Below are 17,527 nucleotides of genomic sequence, written 5' to 3' on the forward strand. Positions count from 1 at the left end.
CCGCGGAATCGCTCCTTCGTCGCATCTCCGCGGCGCCTGACCGGCGACCCGGCCGCGGACCGGCCACTTCGTGGCCGTCCCTCCCTAGGGGTCGGGAGTGCGGTTGCTGGGTTGGGTGGGTTGTTGAAGAGGGGGACGGGCTGGGTTTGCGGTGTGGTTGGTGGGGAGGGGGACTGGCTGGGTGTGTGCGGTGTGGTTGTTGACGAGGAGGACTGGCTGGTGTGTGCGCAGTGGTTTTGACGAGGGGACTGGCTGGGGTGCGCGCGGTGGTTGTTCAAGACGGGGGGTTGGGTGGACCGTGTGGTTGGGAGTGCGGTCGGGGGAAGGCTTGGTTGATCAGGTGGTGATGGCGGCGTGTCTGGTGAAGGCGGCTTCGGCGGCGGGGGTGGCGGCTTCGCGGTCGGTGGGGACCAGGCCGATGCGGGTGCGGCGGTCCAGGAGGTCGTCGACGGTGAGGGCGGCCTCGTGGGTGATGGCGAAGTCGAATTCGGCGGCGGTGACGTCGATTCCGGGGGCGACCGGTTCGGCGAGGGTGGGATCGGCCAGCCAGGCGGACACGATCTGGCTCGCCTCGCTGCCGTAGCGCTCGATGAGGACCGGTGGGGCATCGATCCGGTCGCGGGCGGCACCGGCGACCGCGCCGACCAGGGGGATCCGGGTGGTGCGGCAAGGGCCTGCCGTGAGCGCGGCCTGGGCGACCGCGGCGTCGACGGCGTCCTGGGCCATCTGGCGGTAGGTGGTGAGCTTGCCGCCGACGACGGTGATCAGGCCGTCGGGAGCGGTGAGGACCGCGTGTTCGCGGGAGATGTCGGCGGTGCTGTCGTCGGCGGTCTTCAGCAGCGGGCGCAGGCCGGCGAACCGGCCGCGGATATCGGCGCGGGTCAACGGTTCGCGCAGCGCGGTGTTGATGGTGTCGAGCAGGAAGTCGATCTCGGCCTCGGTGGGCTGTGGCTCGTCGGGGATCGGGCCCGGCGCGTCCTCGTCGGTGAGACCGAGGTAGACGCGGCCGTGCGCGGCGGGCAGCGCGAAGACGAACCGGCTGATGCTGCCGGGTACCGGCACCGTCAACGCGGCGCTGAGGCCACCGAACGCCGCGGCGTCGAAGACGAGGTGGGTGCCGCGGCTGGGCCGCAGTTCGATGCTGTGGTCGACCTCGCCCGCCCAGACTCCGGTCGCGTTCACGACCGCGCGCGCCCGAACCGTCAAGGTCTCGCCGGTCAGGCTGTCGCGCAGCTGGACCGAATCACCCTTCGCGGCAACCGCCTCCATGCGCGTGAGCACCGTCGCGCCGTGCGCGGCCGCCGTGCGAGCCAGCGCGACGACCAGGCGGGCGTCGTCGACGAGTTGACCGTCCCAGGCCTGCAATCCACCGCGCAGCCCGTCGCGCCGCACGGTCGGTGCCAGGCGCAGGGCCTCGGCGGCGGCCACCCGGCGCGAGCGTGGCAACGTGTCGACCGAGGTGTGCGCGGCGATCCGGAGCGCGTCACCGGCGGCGAAGCCCGCGCGGATGAGTGAGCTCTGGCCCAGCTTGATGCCGGGCAGCAAGGGAACGAGTTGGGGGAGTGGGTGCACCAGATGTGGTGCGGTGGTGCGCAACAGGATGCCGCGTTCGACCGCGCTCTCGTGCGCGATCCCGACCCGTCCGCTCGCCAGATATCGCAGCCCACCGTGCACCAGCTTCGAACTCCAGCGGCTGGTGCCGAAGGCGAAGTCGTTGCGCTCCACCAGGATTGTGCGCAGTCCGCGCGCGGCGGCGTCGAGGGCGACGCCGGTTCCGGTCACACCGGCGCCGATCACCACCACGTCGACCTCGGGGTTCTCGCCCAGTGCGGTGAGGTCGGTGGTGCGGCGCGCGGCGTTCAGGGTGGCACCGGAAATGGGGAAGTCAGCAGGCATCAGGAGTCCTTCTCGGGTGGCGGGAGCAGATAACCCTCGATAGCCCTGGACAATTCGGCGTCGAACTCCGCACCGGCCAGCAGCGACTCCACCGTGCCCGCCGACTGCACCGCCGACTGGGTGATGAGCAGCAGCATGGTGGCCATGTGCTCGGCATCACCCGACCGGATCGACCCGTCTCGGTGCCCGAGCTCGATCACGGTCGCGAACAGCCCGATCAGCGTGCGCTGATTGCGGCCGAGCCGGCCGAACACATAGGTGAGCATCAGGTCGGTGTCGGTGCGGAAGATCTTGGCGAACACCGCGTTCGACCGAATCGCCGCCGAGCCCGTCACGATGCCGTGGACCAGCCGATCCCGGCCGAGGCCGGTGTCGGGCATGGTTTCGGCGACGATCGTGCGCAGTTCACGCACCAGCAGTTCGGCGATCAGCGATCCGGTGTCGGGCCAGCGGCGGTAGACCGTCGGCCTGCTCACCCCGGCCCGGCGCGCCACCTCGGTGAGCGTGGTTCGGCGAACCCCGAAGTCGACGACGCAGGCCCGCGTGGCATCGAGAATCGCCACGTCGGTGGGCGAAAGCTGGTCAGCGTGGGTCGCGAGATCGATCATCGTGCTTCACCGCCGGTGGGTTCGGTGGCGCCGGGACAGCTGCGCCGTGGTCGGGCTGGAACCGCCCAAGGGTATCGAGCGGACCAGCGGGGTTTCCGTCGCGAAGGGTCGGTAGTGACATCCGACAGCGGTACGGATGTCGACTCTGGGACATATCGTTGGTTACTGCTTGACACTATATGTCATTATGTAACGCATGGTCGAGACGCAACACGAACAAACCGGGTCCGCCACCGTGGCACCGAGCATGGTGTGGGACGCCTGGGGCGTAGCCGCCGGTCACCAGCCGCTGTCGGCGCAGATCCGTGGCCTGCTCGCGCAGGTGTTCGGGATCTCGGGTGAGCCGGTCGTACGCCGCGACGAGAACGATGTGCCGCTGATCCCCACCACGCTCACGGCCGCCGATCGGGCAGGCCTGGCGGCGATCGTCGGTGACGAACATCTCACTACCGCCGATCTCGACCGGCTGCGGCACGCGGGCGGCAAGAGCACCCCAGACCTGCTGCGCCGACGCGCGAACACCCCGCAGGACGCCCCCGACGCCGTCGTCTTCCCCGCCGATCACCCGCAGGTCCTGGCGCTGCTGGAGTACTGCGCCGAACACGGCGTCGCCGTCGTACCGTTCGGTGGCGGAACCAGCGTGGTCGGTGGCGTCGATCCCGTGCGTGGGCAGTTCGGCACCGTGATCGCACTCGATCTGCGCAGGCTCGACACGCTCACCGCGGTAGATCCGGCCAGCGGCACTGCCACCCTCGGCGCCGGACTCACCGGCCCGCAGGCCGAGGAGTTGCTCGGTGCGCACGGACTCTCGCTCGGGCACTTTCCGCAAAGTTTCGAATTCGCCAGCATCGGCGGGTTCGCCGCGACCAGGTCGTCGGGTCAGGCGTCGGCGGGCTACGGCCGGTTCGACGACATGGTCGAACGCCTGGTGATCGCCACCCCGCAGGGCACCCTCGACCTCGGGCGCGCGCCCGCGTCGGCAGCCGGTCCAGACCTGCGCGAGTTGTTCGTCGGATCCGAAGGCGCGCTCGGCATCATCACCTCGGTCACCCTGCGGGTGCATCCCGTGCCGGAAACCGTGGGCTACCAAGCCTGGTCGTTCCCGGACTTCGCCACCGGCGCCGCGGCACTGCGCAGTGTGGTGCAGGCCGGCGCCGCGCCGACGGTGATGCGGCTGTCCGACGAGGCCGAAACGGGTCTGAACCTGGCGCGCTCCGCCGACGTCGGCGGCAATCCGGTATCGGGCTGTCTCGCCATCACCACCTTCGAAGGCAGCCGGGCCCATGTCGCGGCCCGATCCGCCGAGGCGAGCGAACTGCTCGCTGCCGCGGGCGGCACCGCACTCGGCGAGGCACCTGCCCAGCAGTGGGAGCACGGTCGGTTCGCCGCGCCGTACATGCGTGACGCGCTGCTCGATGTCGGCGTGCTGTGCGAGACGCTCGAAACCGCTACCAGCTGGGCCAATCTGGCGAATCTCAAAGTGAAGGTCACCGGCGCGCTGATGGACGCGCTCGGTGCGCAGGGCACGCCCGCACTGGTCATGTGCCACATCTCGCACACCTATCCAACCGGGGCATCGCTGTATTTCACCGTCGTCGCCAAGCAGCTCGATGATCCGATCGCGCAGTGGCGCATCGCCAAATCCGCCGCGAGCGACGCGATGGTCGCCGCGGGCGGCACCATCACCCACCACCACGCCGTGGGCGCCGACCACCGGCCGTGGATGGGCGCTGAAATCGGTGACCTGGGGGTTCGGGTGTTGCGTGCGGTGAAGCGCGAACTCGACCCCACCGGAGTGCTCAACCCTGGGAAGCTGGTGCCGTGAGCGAACATTCGATGCGGCGCGTTGTCGTCGTCACGAACCCGCGTTCCGGGTCGGGCCGGGGCGACGACGTCGCCGAGGCAGTGCTGGCCGAACTGCTGGCGCGCGGTGTCGAGGTGGTCGAGGTGCGAGCCCCGAGCGCGGACGAGTCGGTGACACAGGTCAGGACGCTCGTGGCCGGCGAGGACCGGCCGGATGCGGTGATCTGCGTCGGCGGTGACGGGCTGATGAACGTGCTGCTGGCCGCTGTCGCGCACAGCGGGGTGCCGCTCGGGCTGGTGCCCGCGGGCACCGGCAACGACCTGGCGCGCGAATTCGGGATACCGACCGGTGACCCCCGGGCTGCCGTCGAGATCGTGCTGGGCGGTCGAGCCCGGACCATCGATCTGGGGCGGATCGAATCGGCGGACGCCGCACCCACCTGGTTCGCGACCGTGGTCGGCACCGGCTTCGACGCGCGAGTCACGCTGCGCGCCAACAAGATGCGCTATCCCCGCGGCCCGCTGCGCTACACCGCTGCCGCGGTCGTCGAGCTGATGCGTGGCTACACACTGCCGTTCCGGATCGAGCTGTCCGGCCTCGCGCCCGGTGCGCTGGACAATCCGCCCGACTCCCACGTGGTGATCCTGACCGACGCGGTGATGGCGCCGATCGGCAACACCCGCACCTACGGCGGCGGCATGCTGGTGTGTCCGGAAGCGCTCGCCGACGACGGGTACCTCGACATCACGGTGGTCGGCGCGGTGTCACGGCTGGAGATGGCGCGGCTGCTGCCCGCGTTGTCGGCGGGCAAACGGATCGACCATCCGGCGACCAAGCGTTATCGGGCGCGGCGGATCACGGTCGGTGCCGAGGGCGGATACGCCACGGCCGATGGTGAGCCTGCGGGGATGTTGCCGGTGACGGTGCAGGCGATGCCGGGCGCGTTGAGCGTGCTGGTGCCCTGATCAAGCCGGGTCGAAGGCGATCCGGGACACCGCGTGCAGTGTCGGGCGGTCGATGATCACCACCGAGGTCGAGGACAGCGGTTGCGGGTCCGGTGCGAGGGCGGTGCCGCGGGCTCCCAGGGAGTCCATCATCGTTTCCCAGCGGCGGCAGTGTCCCGTGAAGGCCAGGCTGTTGACGCTTCTGCCTCGGCTGATCTGACCCGATCTGGCCTGCTCGGCGGGCACATCGATGAGCACCATGTGCAGTTCGCGGCGGCCCTGCTCGGTCCAGCGGGCGATCAGGCGACGGCTCCAGCGGAAGGTGGCGCAGTCGTGGATGGCGACCGGTCCGTCGCTGTCGCGGACCGCGTCGCGGATCGCGCGGTAGTGCGCGAGGTGGACCAGCGGGCGCCACAGGGAATACGGCGCCCAGCCCAACCGGTGACGCAGGCGATTGCGGGTGTGATTCGAGTCGAGGACGAGGGCGCCGGACGCGGTCCGCACCGGTTGCTCGGCATCGGGTCCCGAGCCGAAGAAGCGGTGTAGTGCGGTGGACTTTCCCGCGCCGGGGACACCGGCGAAGACCAGAACGGTGGTGCTCGGGTAGCGCAGTTCTTGGACCTCGCTCGCGCGCAGGTCCAGCAGGGCGATCGGGGTGATGATCCTCGGTGCCGACGCGGGAACGGGAGACGAGGAATCGAGCGGGGGCGTCACCCTCTCCAGGGTCCGGTAAAACGGACAAAACGGCAATCGGGGGTTGCCCGGATATTTCGGCTGGAGGGTTGGGAGACAACGGTTTCCGCGTGTCGTCGTGGCGCGTCACAGACCATGCTGACCAGCACCGGGTAGAAGCTGAGAATTCCATATGGATTCTGCTGAGTGGGGTCGATCGCCGGTAGTATCAGAGCTGTAGACGGAGTCTTCGGTGTCCCTCATCCACCGAAGATTCCGTCTTTTTTTGTGCTCGGGTAGGCGGGGAAAAAGCTGGTTGCCGCTCCCCTTAGGATTGGGACGTGACCAGCGCAGCCCCTGACAACTCGCGTAATCGTGCCGATGCCCTGCCCAAGAGCTGGAACCCCGGCGAGGTAGAGGCCGACCTGTACGAGGGCTGGGTCAACGCCGGGTACTTCGCCGCCGACGCCTCCTCGAGCAAGCCGCCGTACTCGATCGTGCTGCCGCCGCCCAACGTCACCGGCACCTTGCACATGGGCCACGCGCTCGACCACACGATCATGGACCTGCTCACCCGCCGCAAGCGGATGCAGGGCTATGAGGTGCTGTGGCTGCCGGGCATGGACCATGCGGGTATCGCCACGCAGACGGTGGTGGAGAAGCAGCTCGCCGTCGACGGGAAGTCCAAAGAGGACTTCGGACGTGAGCTGTTCATCGACAAGGTGTGGGACTGGAAGCAGGAGTCCGGCGGGCAGATCCAGGGCCAGATGCGTCGCCTCGGCGACGGCGTCGACTGGAGCCGCGACCGCTTCACCATGGACGACGGCCTCTCGCGTGCCGTGCAGACGATCTTCAAGCGGCTCTACGACTCGGGGCTGATCTACCGCGCCGAGCGCCTGGTGAACTGGTCGCCGGTGCTGCAGACCGGCATCTCCGACCTCGAGGTCGACCACAAGGAGGTCGACGGCGAGCTCGTGAGCATGCGGTTCGGCTCGCTGAACGACGACGAACCGCACGTGATCGTGGCCACCACCCGCGTGGAGACGATGCTCGGTGACACCGCCGTCGCGGTGCACCCGGACGACGAGCGGTACAAGGCGCTGATCGGCACCACGCTGTACCACCCGATCACCGGCCGTCAGATCCCGATCGTCGCCGACGACTACGTCGACCCCGAATTCGGTTCCGGCGCAGTGAAGATCACCCCGGCGCACGACCCCAACGACTTCGAGCTCGGCCTGCGCCACGGCCTGCCGATGCCGACGATCATGGACAAGACCGGCCGGATCGCCGACAGCGGCACCGAATTCGACGGCATGGACCGCTTCGAGGCCCGCGTGAAGATCCGCGAGCGGCTCGAGGCCGAAGGCCGCATCGTCGGCCGCAAGTTCCCCTACAAGCACCAGGTCGGTCACTCGGAGCGCTCCGGCGAGCCGATCGAGCCGCGCCTGTCGATGCAGTGGTGGGTCAAGGTCGACACCCTGGCCAAGGCCGCGGGCGACGCCGTGCGTGAAGGCGACGTGAAGATCCACCCGGCCAGCCAGGAACCGCGCTGGTTCGACTGGGTCGACAACATGCACGACTGGTGCATCTCGCGTCAGCTGTGGTGGGGCCACCGCATCCCGATCTGGTACGGCCCCGAAGGCGAGATCGTGTGCCTCGGCCCCGGCGAGGAAGCGCCCGAGGGCTGGGTGCAGGACCCGGACGTGCTCGACACCTGGTTCTCCTCGGGTCTGTGGCCGTTCTCCACGATGGGTTGGCCCGACTCGACCCCCGAGCTGTCGAAGTTCTATCCGACCAGCGTGCTCGTCACCGGGTACGACATCCTGTTCTTCTGGGTGGCCCGGATGATGATGTTCGGCATGTACGTGAGCGACGATCCGGTGCTCACCGCCGGTAAGGGCGGCCGGAAGCAGGTCCCGTTCGAAGACGTGTTCCTGCACGGCCTCATCCGCGACCAGCACGGCAAGAAGATGTCGAAGTCGCGCGGCAACGGCATCGATCCGCTCGACTGGATCAACTCCTACGGCGCCGACGCGCTGCGCTTCACCCTGGCCCGCGGCGCCCAGCCCGGCGGCGATCTGTCCGTTGGCGATGCGCACGCACTGGCTTCGCGCAGCTTCGTCACCAAGCTGTTCAACGCCACCAAGTTCGCCCTGATGAACGGTGCGCGCACCGGTGAGCTGCCCCCGCGCGAGACCCTCACCGACGCCGACCGCTGGATCGTCGACCGGCTCGACGCGGTCCGCGCCGAGGTCGACACCGCCTTCGACGCCTACGAATTCGGCAAGGCCTGTGAGGCGCTCTACCACTTCGCGTGGGACGAGCTGTGCGACTGGTACCTGGAGCTGTCCAAGGTGCAGTTCGCCGAATCCGACGCGCGCGCCGAGAGCACCGCGGTCGTGCTCGGCAGTGTGCTCGACGCGGTGCTGCGCCTGCTGCACCCGGTGATCCCGTTCGTCACCGAGACCCTGTGGCAGGCGCTCACCGGCGGTGAATCGGTGGTGATCGCCGCGTGGCCGCAGGCCAGTGGCGTGGCGACCGACGAACTCGCCGCGCAGCGCGTGGCCGATACGCAGCGGTTGATCACCGAGATCCGCCGGTTCCGCGGCGATCAGGGCCTGGCCGACAAGCAGAAGGTGAAGGCCACGCTCGTCGGGATCGAGGAGGTCGGGCTCGGCGGGTTCGCCGACTCGGTGGCCAATCTGGCCCGGCTCACCGAACCGGGCGAGGACTTCGCCACCACCGCCGAGGTGGAGGTGCGGCTGTCCGGCGGCACCGTCACCGTGCAGCTCGACACCTCCGGCGCGATCGACCTCGACGCCGAGCGTCGCCGGTTGGAGAAGGATCTCGCGGCCGCGCAGAAGGACCTCGACACCACCACGGCCAAGCTCGGCAACGAGGCCTTCCTGGCCAAGGCGCCGCAGCCGGTCGTCGACAAGATCACCGGTCGACGTGATGTGGCCGCGGCCGAAGTCACCCGCATCGGCGCCCGCCTGGCGGAGCTGAGCGCCAAGTGAGCGACATGGGCCCCGGTGACCTCGACCCCGAAGACGCCGACTTCGGCGGCAGCGACTACAGCGCGGCCCAGCTCAGCACCGGGCCGTCGCCGGTCGACCTCGCCGAGATGGCGCTGGTCGAGGCCGAGCTCGACAAGCGCTGGCCCGAAACCAAGATCGAACCCTCGCTCACCAGGATCGCCACCCTGATGGATCTGCTGGGCAACCCGCAGAACAACTATCCGGCGATCCACGTCGCGGGCACCAACGGCAAGACCTCGGTGACCCGGATGATCGACGCCCTGCTCACCGCCCTGCATCGGCGCACCGGCCGGATCACCAGCCCTCACCTGCAGCTGGCGACCGAGCGGATCAGCATCGACAACGCACCGATCTCCCCGGCCGGCTATGTGGCGACCTATCACGAGCTCGCGCCCTATATCGGCATGATCGACCAGCGCTCCGCCGAATCCGACGGCCCGGCGATGAGCAAGTTCGAGGTGCTCACCGGCATGGCCTACGCCGCGTTCGCCGAGGCGCCGGTCGATGTGGCCGTCGTGGAAACCGGGATGGGCGGCACCTGGGACGCCACCAATGTGATCCACGCGCAGGTCGCGGTGATCACCCCGATCGGCCTCGACCACACCGAGTACCTCGGTCCCGACCTCGAGTCGATCGCCAAGGAGAAGGCGGGGATCATCAAGCGCGCACCCGAGGCGCTGATCCCGACCGACACCGTCGCGGTGATCGCCGAGCAGGAACCCGAGGTGATGGACGTGCTGCTGCGCCGGGCCGTCGCCGAGGATGCCGCGGTGGCCCGCGAGGGCGCGGAGTTCCGGGTGCTGGAACGGGGCGTCGCCGTCGGCGGGCAGCTGCTCACCCTGCAGGGGCTCGGCGGCGTCTACGACGAGATCTTCCTGCCGCTGCACGGCGAGCACCAGGCCCGCAACGCGGCTCTGGCGCTGGCCGCGGTGGAGGCGTTCTTCGGGGCGGGCGCGGATCGTCAGCTCGATATCGAGGCCGTGCGCACCGGTTTCGCGACGGTGGCCAGCCCGGGGCGGATGGAACGGATGCGCAACGCGCCGACCATCTTCGTCGACGCCGCCCACAACCCGGCGGGTGCGCAGGCGCTGGCCGCGACGCTCACCGGCGAGTTCGACTTCCGCAAGCTGGTCGGGGTGGTCGCGGTGCTCGCCGACAAGGACGCGGCCGGGATCCTCGACGCGCTCGAACCGGTCTTCGACGAAATCGTCGTCACCAGCAACGGCTCGCCGCGGGCCATGGACGTGGACTCGCTGGCCGACTTGGCCGTGCAGCGGTTCGGCGATGAACGCGTGATCACCGCCGAGACCCTGCCCGACGCGCTGGAGTCGGCGATCGCGCTGGCCGAGCAGGCGGGCGATGAGGGCGACGTGATCTCCGGCGCCGGCGTGGTGGTCACCGGGTCGGTCGTCACCGCGGGCGCGGCGCGCGCCCTGTTCGGAAAGGCTCCGGCGTGAGTGAAGAACAAGTGCCCCCTCCCGCCAATGATCCGTGGAAGGGTCTGCGCGGCGTCATGGCGGGGACGTTGATCCTCGAGGCGATCGTGGTGTTGCTGGCTTTGCCGGTGGTCGCCGACGTGGGCGGCGGTGTCACGTGGTTCTCCGGAACCTATCTCGTGGTGCTCTCGGTGCTGATGATCCTGGGCGCGGGTGTACAGCGGAAGCCGTGGGCGATCCCGTTCAACCTGGGCCTGCAGGTGCTGCTGCTCGCGGGCGCCTTCATCCACCTGTCGATCGGCGTGATCGCGGTGGTGTTCATCGCGGTCTGGGCGTTCATCCTCGTCCTGCGCTCGGATGTCCAGCGCCGAATGGACGCGGGACTGCTCCCCAGCCAGCGAATGGGCACCAAGTCCTGACCGCTCGAGGGCCCGATCGGCGTCCTGACACGGCCGACGCTAGGGTTACCCCGTGACTGAGCAGACGTTGGTACTCATCAAGCCGGACGGTGTCTCCCGGGGCCTCACCGGCGAGATCCTCGCGCGCATCGAGCGCAAGGGCCTCACTTTCCAGGCCTTGGAGCTGAAGAACGTGTCCGCGGAACTCGCGGCCGAGCACTACGCCGAACATGCCGAGCGGCCCTTCTTCGGCTCGCTCATCGAATTCATCACCTCCGGCCCGGTCGTCGCGGCCGTGCTCGAAGGCCCGCGCGCGATCGCGGCGTTCCGTCAGCTCGCCGGTGGCACCGACCCGGTAGAGAAGGCCGTGCCCGGCACCATCCGCGGCGACTTCGGCCTGGAGACCCAGTTCAATCTGGTCCACGGATCCGACTCGCCCGAGTCCGCCAAGCGCGAGATCGCCCTCTGGTTCCCCGAATTTCCCGCTTGACCGGCAGCGGTCGATAGCGCAGCAAAGGTAGAAGGACACCCGGTCAGGCGGTATCGAACTCCGCTCGGCCGGGGCGCCCTCGCTTGCCGGATCCACCGGGTGATACCACCGCCGTGAGCGGGGCGGAGTTCGCGTGAGTTGCGCCGATGGCGATCCCCGCGCGAACCGTATGGGATACTGATTACGGATGTGTTCGACGCCGACCTGTCGCGCAGGTACGTGACGCGGTGTCGGACATGACCGGATGACACCGCGGTTGATGCCGATCATCGCTGCCACGGATGGCCCTGTTGCTGGGGCCGCCCGCGCAGGCACGCTGGATGAGCGCTCGAAAGCGCGGTGCCACGCCGTACAGCCAGGCGCCGTGTGACCGGTTGGCCCGCCAGATGATCGATCAAGGTGCGACCGGACACGCGGGGCGAGACCAGATGACCCTCGTACCATCGGGTACGAGGTGCACGGACGATGCCCCCGCGTCGGCCGCGTCACTCCCGTACCGGGGAAGGACGCGCCCGGGGGCCCGAGGAGACTTCGTGGCCGAAAAAGAGCCGCTGGACACAACACAACAGGATGCCGATCAATTGCCGGAGCGAATTCGAGTTCATGCACTGGCCAAGCGGTTGGGAGTGACCAGCAAACGCATCCTGGCCAAACTGGCCGAGTTGGGCGCCGAGGCGCGCAGCGTTCAATCCAATGTCGACCGTTCGGTCGCCGAAACGGTGCGCGACGCGATCGCCGCCGCTGACGCCGAACCCGGCGAACCTTCAGCACCCGCACCCACGACGCGCGCGAAGAAGAGTGCCGCGTCCACCCCCGTCGCCGAGCAGCCGGCCGACACGTCCGCGGCGCCCGCGTCGCTGTTCTCCGCGCCCCACGTCGCGCGCACCGACGAGGTGTTCGCCGCGATGCGCGAGGACGCGCACACGGATCTGTTCACCCACCGGGCGTCGGAATCCCCCGTGCGGGCCGAGCCGGTGACCTTCGAGGCGCCCGCCTCGGTGGATATGCCGTTGTTCCTCCCGCCGGACGCCACCGCCGCCGAGGAGACCCGCAAACGCCGTCGGGCCGAACGGGCTCCCAAGAAGATCGAAGAGCCCACCGCGCCGCCGGTGGAGGAAACCGTCGCGCCCAAGGCCGAGGAGCTCGACGCCGAGGCCGAGGACGAGTCCGCCGATCAGTCCGGTGACAACGACGCCGACGGCCAGCCGCGCCGCCGCCGTCGTGGCCGTCGTGGCCGGGGTCGTGGTCGTGGCGAGCAGTCCGCCGACGGCGAGGACACCGACTCCGACGGCGATGACGACGACACCGACGAGGCCGAGCAGCCGGCCGAGCAGGTCACCGCCGAAGCCGAGCAGGCCGAGGACACCGAATCCGACACCGATGACGAAGACGGCTCCTCCGATGGCGCGAGCCGTCGTCGCCGTCGTCGCCGTCGTCGCAAGGTCGGTGGTGAGTCCGCCGACGCCGAGTCGGCGACCGAAGACGATCCGCCGAACACCGTGGTGCACGAGCGCGAGCCCCGCAACAAGAGCCGCGGCCGTTCCAGCGCGAGCAACCCCGACGAAGTGCAGGGCATCTCCGGCTCCACCCGGCTGGAAGCGAAGCGTCAGCGTCGCCGTGACGGCCGGGAAGCCGGGCGTCGTCGTCCGCCGATCCTGACCGAGTCGGAGTTCCTGGCTCGCCGCGAGGCGGTCGACCGGGTGATGGTCGTGCGCGAGAAGGCGTTCGACCCCGCCGAGCACGCGCCCGGTCACCAGACCACCACCCAGGTGGCGGTCCTCGAGGACAACATCCTCGTCGAGCACTTCGTCACCAGTTCCGGTCAGGCGTCGATGGTGGGCAATGTCTACCTCGGCAAGGTCCAGAACGTGCTGCCCAGCATGGAGGCGGCGTTCATCGACATCGGCCGCGGCCGCAACGGTGTGCTCTACGCCGGTGAGGTGAACTGGGAAGCCGCCGGTCTCGGCGGTCGCGAGCGCAAGATCGAGCAGGCGCTCAAGCCCGGCGATCAGGTGCTGGTGCAGGTGTCCAAGGACCCGGTGGGTCACAAGGGCGCCCGTCTCACCACCCAGATCTCCCTCGCGGGTCGCTTCCTGGTGTACGTGCCCGGTGGCACGTCCACCGGGATCAGTCGCAAGCTGCCCGATACCGAGCGCAAGCGGCTCAAGGAGATCCTGCGCGAGATCGTTCCGTCCGACGCCGGGGTGATCATCCGGACCGCGTCCGAGGGTGTCAGCGAGCCCGAACTGGCTCGCGACGTCGAGCGGCTGCAGGCCGCTTGGCGCACCATCGAAGAGGCCGCCGCCAAGGAGACCAACGCACCGAAGGCCCTCTACGAAGAGCCCGACATGCTGGTCAAGGTCATCCGCGACCTGTTCAACGAGGACTTCGCCAAGCTGGTCATCGAAGGTGACCGCGCGTGGAGCACCGTCGAAACCTATGTCCGCACGGTGGCGCCCGACCTGCTGCCGCGGGTCAACCGGCACGAGAACAACGGTGTCGACGTGTTCGACGCCTTCCGGATCGACGAGCAGCTGGCCAAGGCGCTCGATCGCAAGGTGTGGCTGCCCTCGGGCGGCACCCTGGTGATCGACCGCACCGAGGCGATGACCGTCGTCGACGTCAACACCGGCAAGTTCACCGGTTCGGGCTCGTCGAACCTCGAAGAGACCGTCACCAAGAACAACCTGGAAGCGGCCGAGGAGATCGTGCGCCAGATGCGGCTGCGCGATATCGGCGGCATGATCGTCGTCGACTTCATCGACATGGTCCTCGAATCCAACCGTGACCTGGTGCTCCGTCGTCTCACCGAGGCGCTCGGACGCGACCGCACCCGCCACCAGGTATCGGAGGTCACCTCGCTGGGCCTGGTCCAGATGACCCGCAAGAAGCTGGGCACCGGACTGGTCGAGGCGTTCTCCACCACCTGTGAGCACTGCCACGGTCGCGGCATTCTCGTGCACTCCTACCCGGTGGATTCCGGGTCCGGGGTCGAGGAGCCGCGGTCGAAGGAGGGCGGTTCGCGTCGTCGTCGCGGTAAGGATCGCGACAAGCCCGCGGCCGCCGCGGCGCCCGCGACCAACGGCACCGCACCGGCCGCCGAGCACGCCGAAGAGGACATCGCGGTCAAGCGGGCCCACCCGGTGGTACTCGCGATGGCAGGTCATCACGACGACGAGTCCAGCGACGAGCACACCGAGGTCGTCGAGGAAGCGCCCGCCGAGCCCACCAGGTCGCGGTCGCGTTCGCGGTCGCGCCGGTCGGGTCGTGGTGCCGCCGCGGCGAATACCGAGCAGAGCACCGAGGGGCCGCTCACCGGGGTCATCTCCGGCGAGGCGGAACCCGAGGCACCCGAGGCCGAGGAGGAAGCGGTGATCTCGGCAGCTGCCGATACCGCCGCTGTCGCCGAGACCCCGGTCGTCGAGACCTCGCAGCCCGAACCGGCCGCGGTCGAGACCGCGCAGCCGGCCCCGGTCGCTGAGCCCGAACCGGCTGCCGCCGCCGCGGAACCCGCACCGCGGGCACCGCGTAGGCGTCGCGTAGCCCGGTCGACGGCAGCGCCCGCGCCGGACAGCGCGGGAGCCGTATTCGTCCTGTCGGCGAACGAGCAGCCGCCCGCGGCGGCCGTCGTGGACTTCGCGGCGGAGCCGGTGGTCGTCCCGGAGCGCAAGCCGCGTCGTCGCGCCGTGGGTCGTCCCGCGGGCGCGCCGGCCGCCGAATCGAAGTAACCCGATGCTTGCGTGCGCGGATCGCTCCGCGCACGCAAGCCCCGATTCGGCCCCTGACCGGCCGAATTGGGGGAGTGGATACCATTCTGGTAACCTAGGTCGGTCGCTGCCCAGTGATTGAGCATCCAGCCGAGCAGGCCGGGTGATACCGCAGGCAGCAAACGTTCTTCCCCCGCTCGTGCGGGGATGAGCCCAGGAATACGCGTCGCAGCTGCGGCGTGGACATGTGCAGGACCAATGTGAGTGGAGGAAGCCGACCGATGGCAGCGTACGCAATCGTCAAGACCGGCGGAAAGCAGTACAAGGTCGCGGTCGGTGACCTGGTGAAGGTCGAGAAGATCGAGGGCGCGGTCGGCACCGCCGTGGCGCTGACCCCGGTTCTCGTCGTCGACGGCACCGATCTGACCACCGACGCCGACAAGCTGGCCAAGATCTCCGTGGCCGCTGAGGTCATCGACCAGACCAAGGGCCCGAAGATCCGGATCCACAAGTTCAAGAACAAGACCGGCTACCACAAGCGCCAGGGTCACCGTCAGCCGCTGACGGTCATCAAGGTCACCGGCATCAAGTAAGAATTTTCCCGAGGAGACGAAGCAATGGCACATAAGAAGGGCGCATCCAGCTCCCGGAACGGCCGCGATTCGAACGCCCAGCGCCTCGGCGTGAAGCGTTTCGGCGGCCAGAAGGTCAGCGCGGGCGAGATCCTGGTCCGTCAGCGTGGAACTCACTTCCACCCGGGCGTGAACGTCGGCCGTGGTGGCGACGACACGCTGTTCGCCCTCGAGGCGGGCGCGGTCGAGTTCGGCACCAAGCGTGGCCGCAAGACCGTCAACATCGTCGTTCCGGAGCCGGTCCAGGCCTGACCGCCTGGAGCTTCGCTCCCCACAGACACCAGAGCGGGTCAGGGTTGATTCCCTGACCCGCTCTGTCGTGTTCTCCCCACCCCTTACCGCAAACGACTAGTCAGAAGGAGGAGGATCAACCCATGTCCAAATTCATCGACCGCGTCGTGCTGCATGTTCGTGCCGGTAGAGGTGGACACGGTTGCGCCTCGGTGCATCGTGAGAAGTTCAAGCCGCTCGGTGGGCCCGACGGCGGCAACGGCGGCAGTGGCGGCGACGTGATCCTCGAGGTCGACGCCAACGTCCACACCCTGCTCGATTTCCATTTCCACCCCAACGCCAAGGCCGGCAACGGCAAGCCGGGTGAGGGCAGCAACCGAGAGGGCAAGAACGGCGCCGATCTGGTGCTGCAGGTCCCCGACGGAACGGTCGTCGTCGATGACGACGGCAAGGTGGTCTGCGACCTCGTCGGCGCGGGCAACCGGTTCATCATCGCCCGTGGCGGCCGCGGTGGCCTCGGCAACGCCTCGCTGGCGTCCAAGGCACGCAAGGCGCCCGGTTTCGCGCTGCTCGGCGAAGAGGGCGACGAGGTCGACGTCGTACTCGAGCTGAAGTCGGTCGCCGACGTCGGACTCGTCGGCTTTCCGTCCGCGGGCAAGTCGTCGCTGGTCTCGGTGCTGTCCGCGGCCAAGCCGAAGATCGCCGATTACCCGTTCACCACGCTGGTCCCCAACTTGGGCGTCGTGCTGTCCGGTGACACGACCTTCACCATCGCCGACGTGCCCGGCCTGATCCCCGGTGCCAGCGAAGGCCGCGGCCTCGGCCTGGACTTTCTGCGCCACATCGAACGCTGCGCGGTGCTTGCCCACGTCGTCGACTGCGCGACCCTGGAACCCGGCCGCGACCCGGTCTCCGACGTCGATGCACTCGAGGCCGAGCTCGCCGCCTACAAGCCCGCCTTGTCAGGTGACGCCAGCCTCGGTGATCTGGCCGACCGCCCGCGCGTGGTCATCCTCAACAAGACCGACGTGCCCGATGCGGCCGAGCTGGCCGAAATGGTGTCCGCCGAGTTCGCCGAGCGTGGCTGGCCGGTGTTCGAGATCTCCGCCGTGAGCCGCGCGGGCCTGCGCCCGTTGACGTTCGCGCTGGCCGACATGGTTCGTCAGTATCGCGAGGATCACCCCAAGGCCGCGCCCAAGCGCACCATCATCCGCCCGATCGCGACCGACGAGACCGGCTTCAGCGTCATCGCCGACCCGGAGGAGGCGGGTGGTTTCATCGTGCGCGGCACTCGCCCCGAGCGCTGGATTCGCCAGACCGACTTCAACAACGACGAGGCCGTCGGCTACCTGGCCGACCGGTTGGCTCGCCTGGGTGTCGAAGCCGCGCTGGTCAAACAGGGTGCGCAACCGGGCTGCCCGGTCACCATCGCCGGTGTGACGTTCGAATGGGAGCCGATGATCTCGGCGGGTGTCGATATGCAGCCGACCGGCCGCGGAACCGACCTCCGGCTCGAGACCAACGACCGTATCGGTGCGGCCGAGCGCAAGCTCGCCTCGCAGGCGCGACGTGGTCTGCTCGACGAAAACGGCGAACGCAAAGAGTGAGGTGGGTCGCGCCCGGCGAAAATCGCTGTCGGGCGCGGCCATTGGATCGGCATACTGCGAT

13 protein-coding genes are annotated in these 17,527 nt (G+C 69.0%); 10 read left to right on the forward strand and 3 right to left on the reverse strand.

What is annotated here, in order from left to right:
• Positions 1 to 336: 336 nt before the first annotated feature.
• On the reverse strand, positions 337 to 1,896 hold the full coding sequence (locus ACWFRF_RS24480; protein ID WP_452452413.1) for an FAD-dependent oxidoreductase: 1,560 nt from the start codon (positions 1,894 to 1,896) through the stop codon (positions 337 to 339).
• Entirely contained in the window at positions 1,896 to 2,504 is a 609-nt protein-coding gene (locus tag ACWFRF_RS24485; protein ID WP_378993732.1) for a TetR/AcrR family transcriptional regulator, read from the reverse strand. Before ACWFRF_RS24485 ends, ACWFRF_RS24480 begins: the two co-directional genes overlap by 1 nt.
• A 196-nt stretch (positions 2,505 to 2,700) precedes the next feature.
• Here ACWFRF_RS24485 and ACWFRF_RS24490 point away from each other — a divergent pair, with 196 nt between their 5' ends.
• Positions 2,701 to 4,329, forward strand: a complete 1,629-nt coding sequence (locus tag ACWFRF_RS24490) for an FAD-binding oxidoreductase (protein WP_379314006.1) — start codon at positions 2,701 to 2,703, stop codon at positions 4,327 to 4,329.
• Entirely contained in the window at positions 4,326 to 5,273 is a 948-nt protein-coding gene (locus ACWFRF_RS24495) for a diacylglycerol kinase family protein (protein ID WP_379314005.1), read from the forward strand. The genes ACWFRF_RS24490 and ACWFRF_RS24495 overlap by 4 nt, the downstream gene beginning before the upstream one ends.
• Here the strand turns inward: ACWFRF_RS24495 and ACWFRF_RS24500 are convergent, their stop codons facing one another.
• A complete protein-coding gene (locus tag ACWFRF_RS24500; RefSeq protein ID WP_379314004.1) occupies positions 5,274 to 5,966 on the reverse strand; it encodes an AAA family ATPase in 693 nt (230 codons plus the stop codon). It abuts the gene before it with no gap.
• 299 nt (positions 5,967 to 6,265) lie between these two features.
• Between ACWFRF_RS24500 and ACWFRF_RS24505 the strand changes: the two genes are divergently transcribed.
• The 8 genes from ACWFRF_RS24505 (at position 6,266) to obgE (ending at position 17,466) form a co-directional block, all read left to right on the forward strand.
• Positions 6,266 to 8,944 (forward strand): valine--tRNA ligase, encoded by a 2,679-nt coding sequence (locus ACWFRF_RS24505; protein ID WP_452452416.1) that lies wholly within the window; start codon positions 6,266 to 6,268, stop codon positions 8,942 to 8,944.
• Between the two features lie 107 nt (positions 8,945 to 9,051).
• Positions 9,052 to 10,422: a bifunctional tetrahydrofolate synthase/dihydrofolate synthase gene (folC, locus tag ACWFRF_RS24510; protein WP_452452606.1), complete on the forward strand. Its 1,371-nt coding sequence runs from the start codon at positions 9,052 to 9,054 to the stop codon at positions 10,420 to 10,422.
• A 56-nt stretch (positions 10,423 to 10,478) separates the two neighbouring features.
• Entirely contained in the window at positions 10,479 to 10,820 is a 342-nt protein-coding gene (locus tag ACWFRF_RS24515) for a DUF4233 domain-containing protein (RefSeq protein ID WP_378994037.1), read from the forward strand.
• Positions 10,821 to 10,872: 52 nt separating this feature from the next.
• A complete protein-coding gene (ndk, locus tag ACWFRF_RS24520; protein ID WP_266298471.1) occupies positions 10,873 to 11,289 on the forward strand; it encodes a nucleoside-diphosphate kinase in 417 nt (138 codons plus the stop codon).
• 533 nt (positions 11,290 to 11,822) lie between these two features.
• Complete coding sequence (locus ACWFRF_RS24525) at positions 11,823 to 15,017, forward strand: translation initiation factor IF-2 N-terminal domain-containing protein (RefSeq protein ID WP_452452418.1); 3,195 nt, start codon at positions 11,823 to 11,825, stop codon at positions 15,015 to 15,017.
• Positions 15,018 to 15,277: 260 nt separating this feature from the next.
• Positions 15,278 to 15,589, forward strand: coding sequence for a 50S ribosomal protein L21 (gene rplU, locus ACWFRF_RS24530; RefSeq protein ID WP_067456085.1), 312 nt, complete (start codon positions 15,278 to 15,280; stop codon positions 15,587 to 15,589).
• Positions 15,590 to 15,613: 24 nt separating this feature from the next.
• Positions 15,614 to 15,880, forward strand: a complete 267-nt coding sequence (rpmA, locus tag ACWFRF_RS24535) for a 50S ribosomal protein L27 (protein WP_056821498.1) — start codon at positions 15,614 to 15,616, stop codon at positions 15,878 to 15,880.
• A 122-nt stretch (positions 15,881 to 16,002) separates the two neighbouring features.
• Positions 16,003 to 17,466, forward strand: a complete 1,464-nt coding sequence (gene obgE / locus ACWFRF_RS24540; protein WP_378993744.1) for a GTPase ObgE — start codon at positions 16,003 to 16,005, stop codon at positions 17,464 to 17,466.
• Positions 17,467 to 17,527 lie beyond the last annotated feature (61 nt).

The organism is Nocardia sp. NPDC055165 (genome assembly GCF_053606985.1).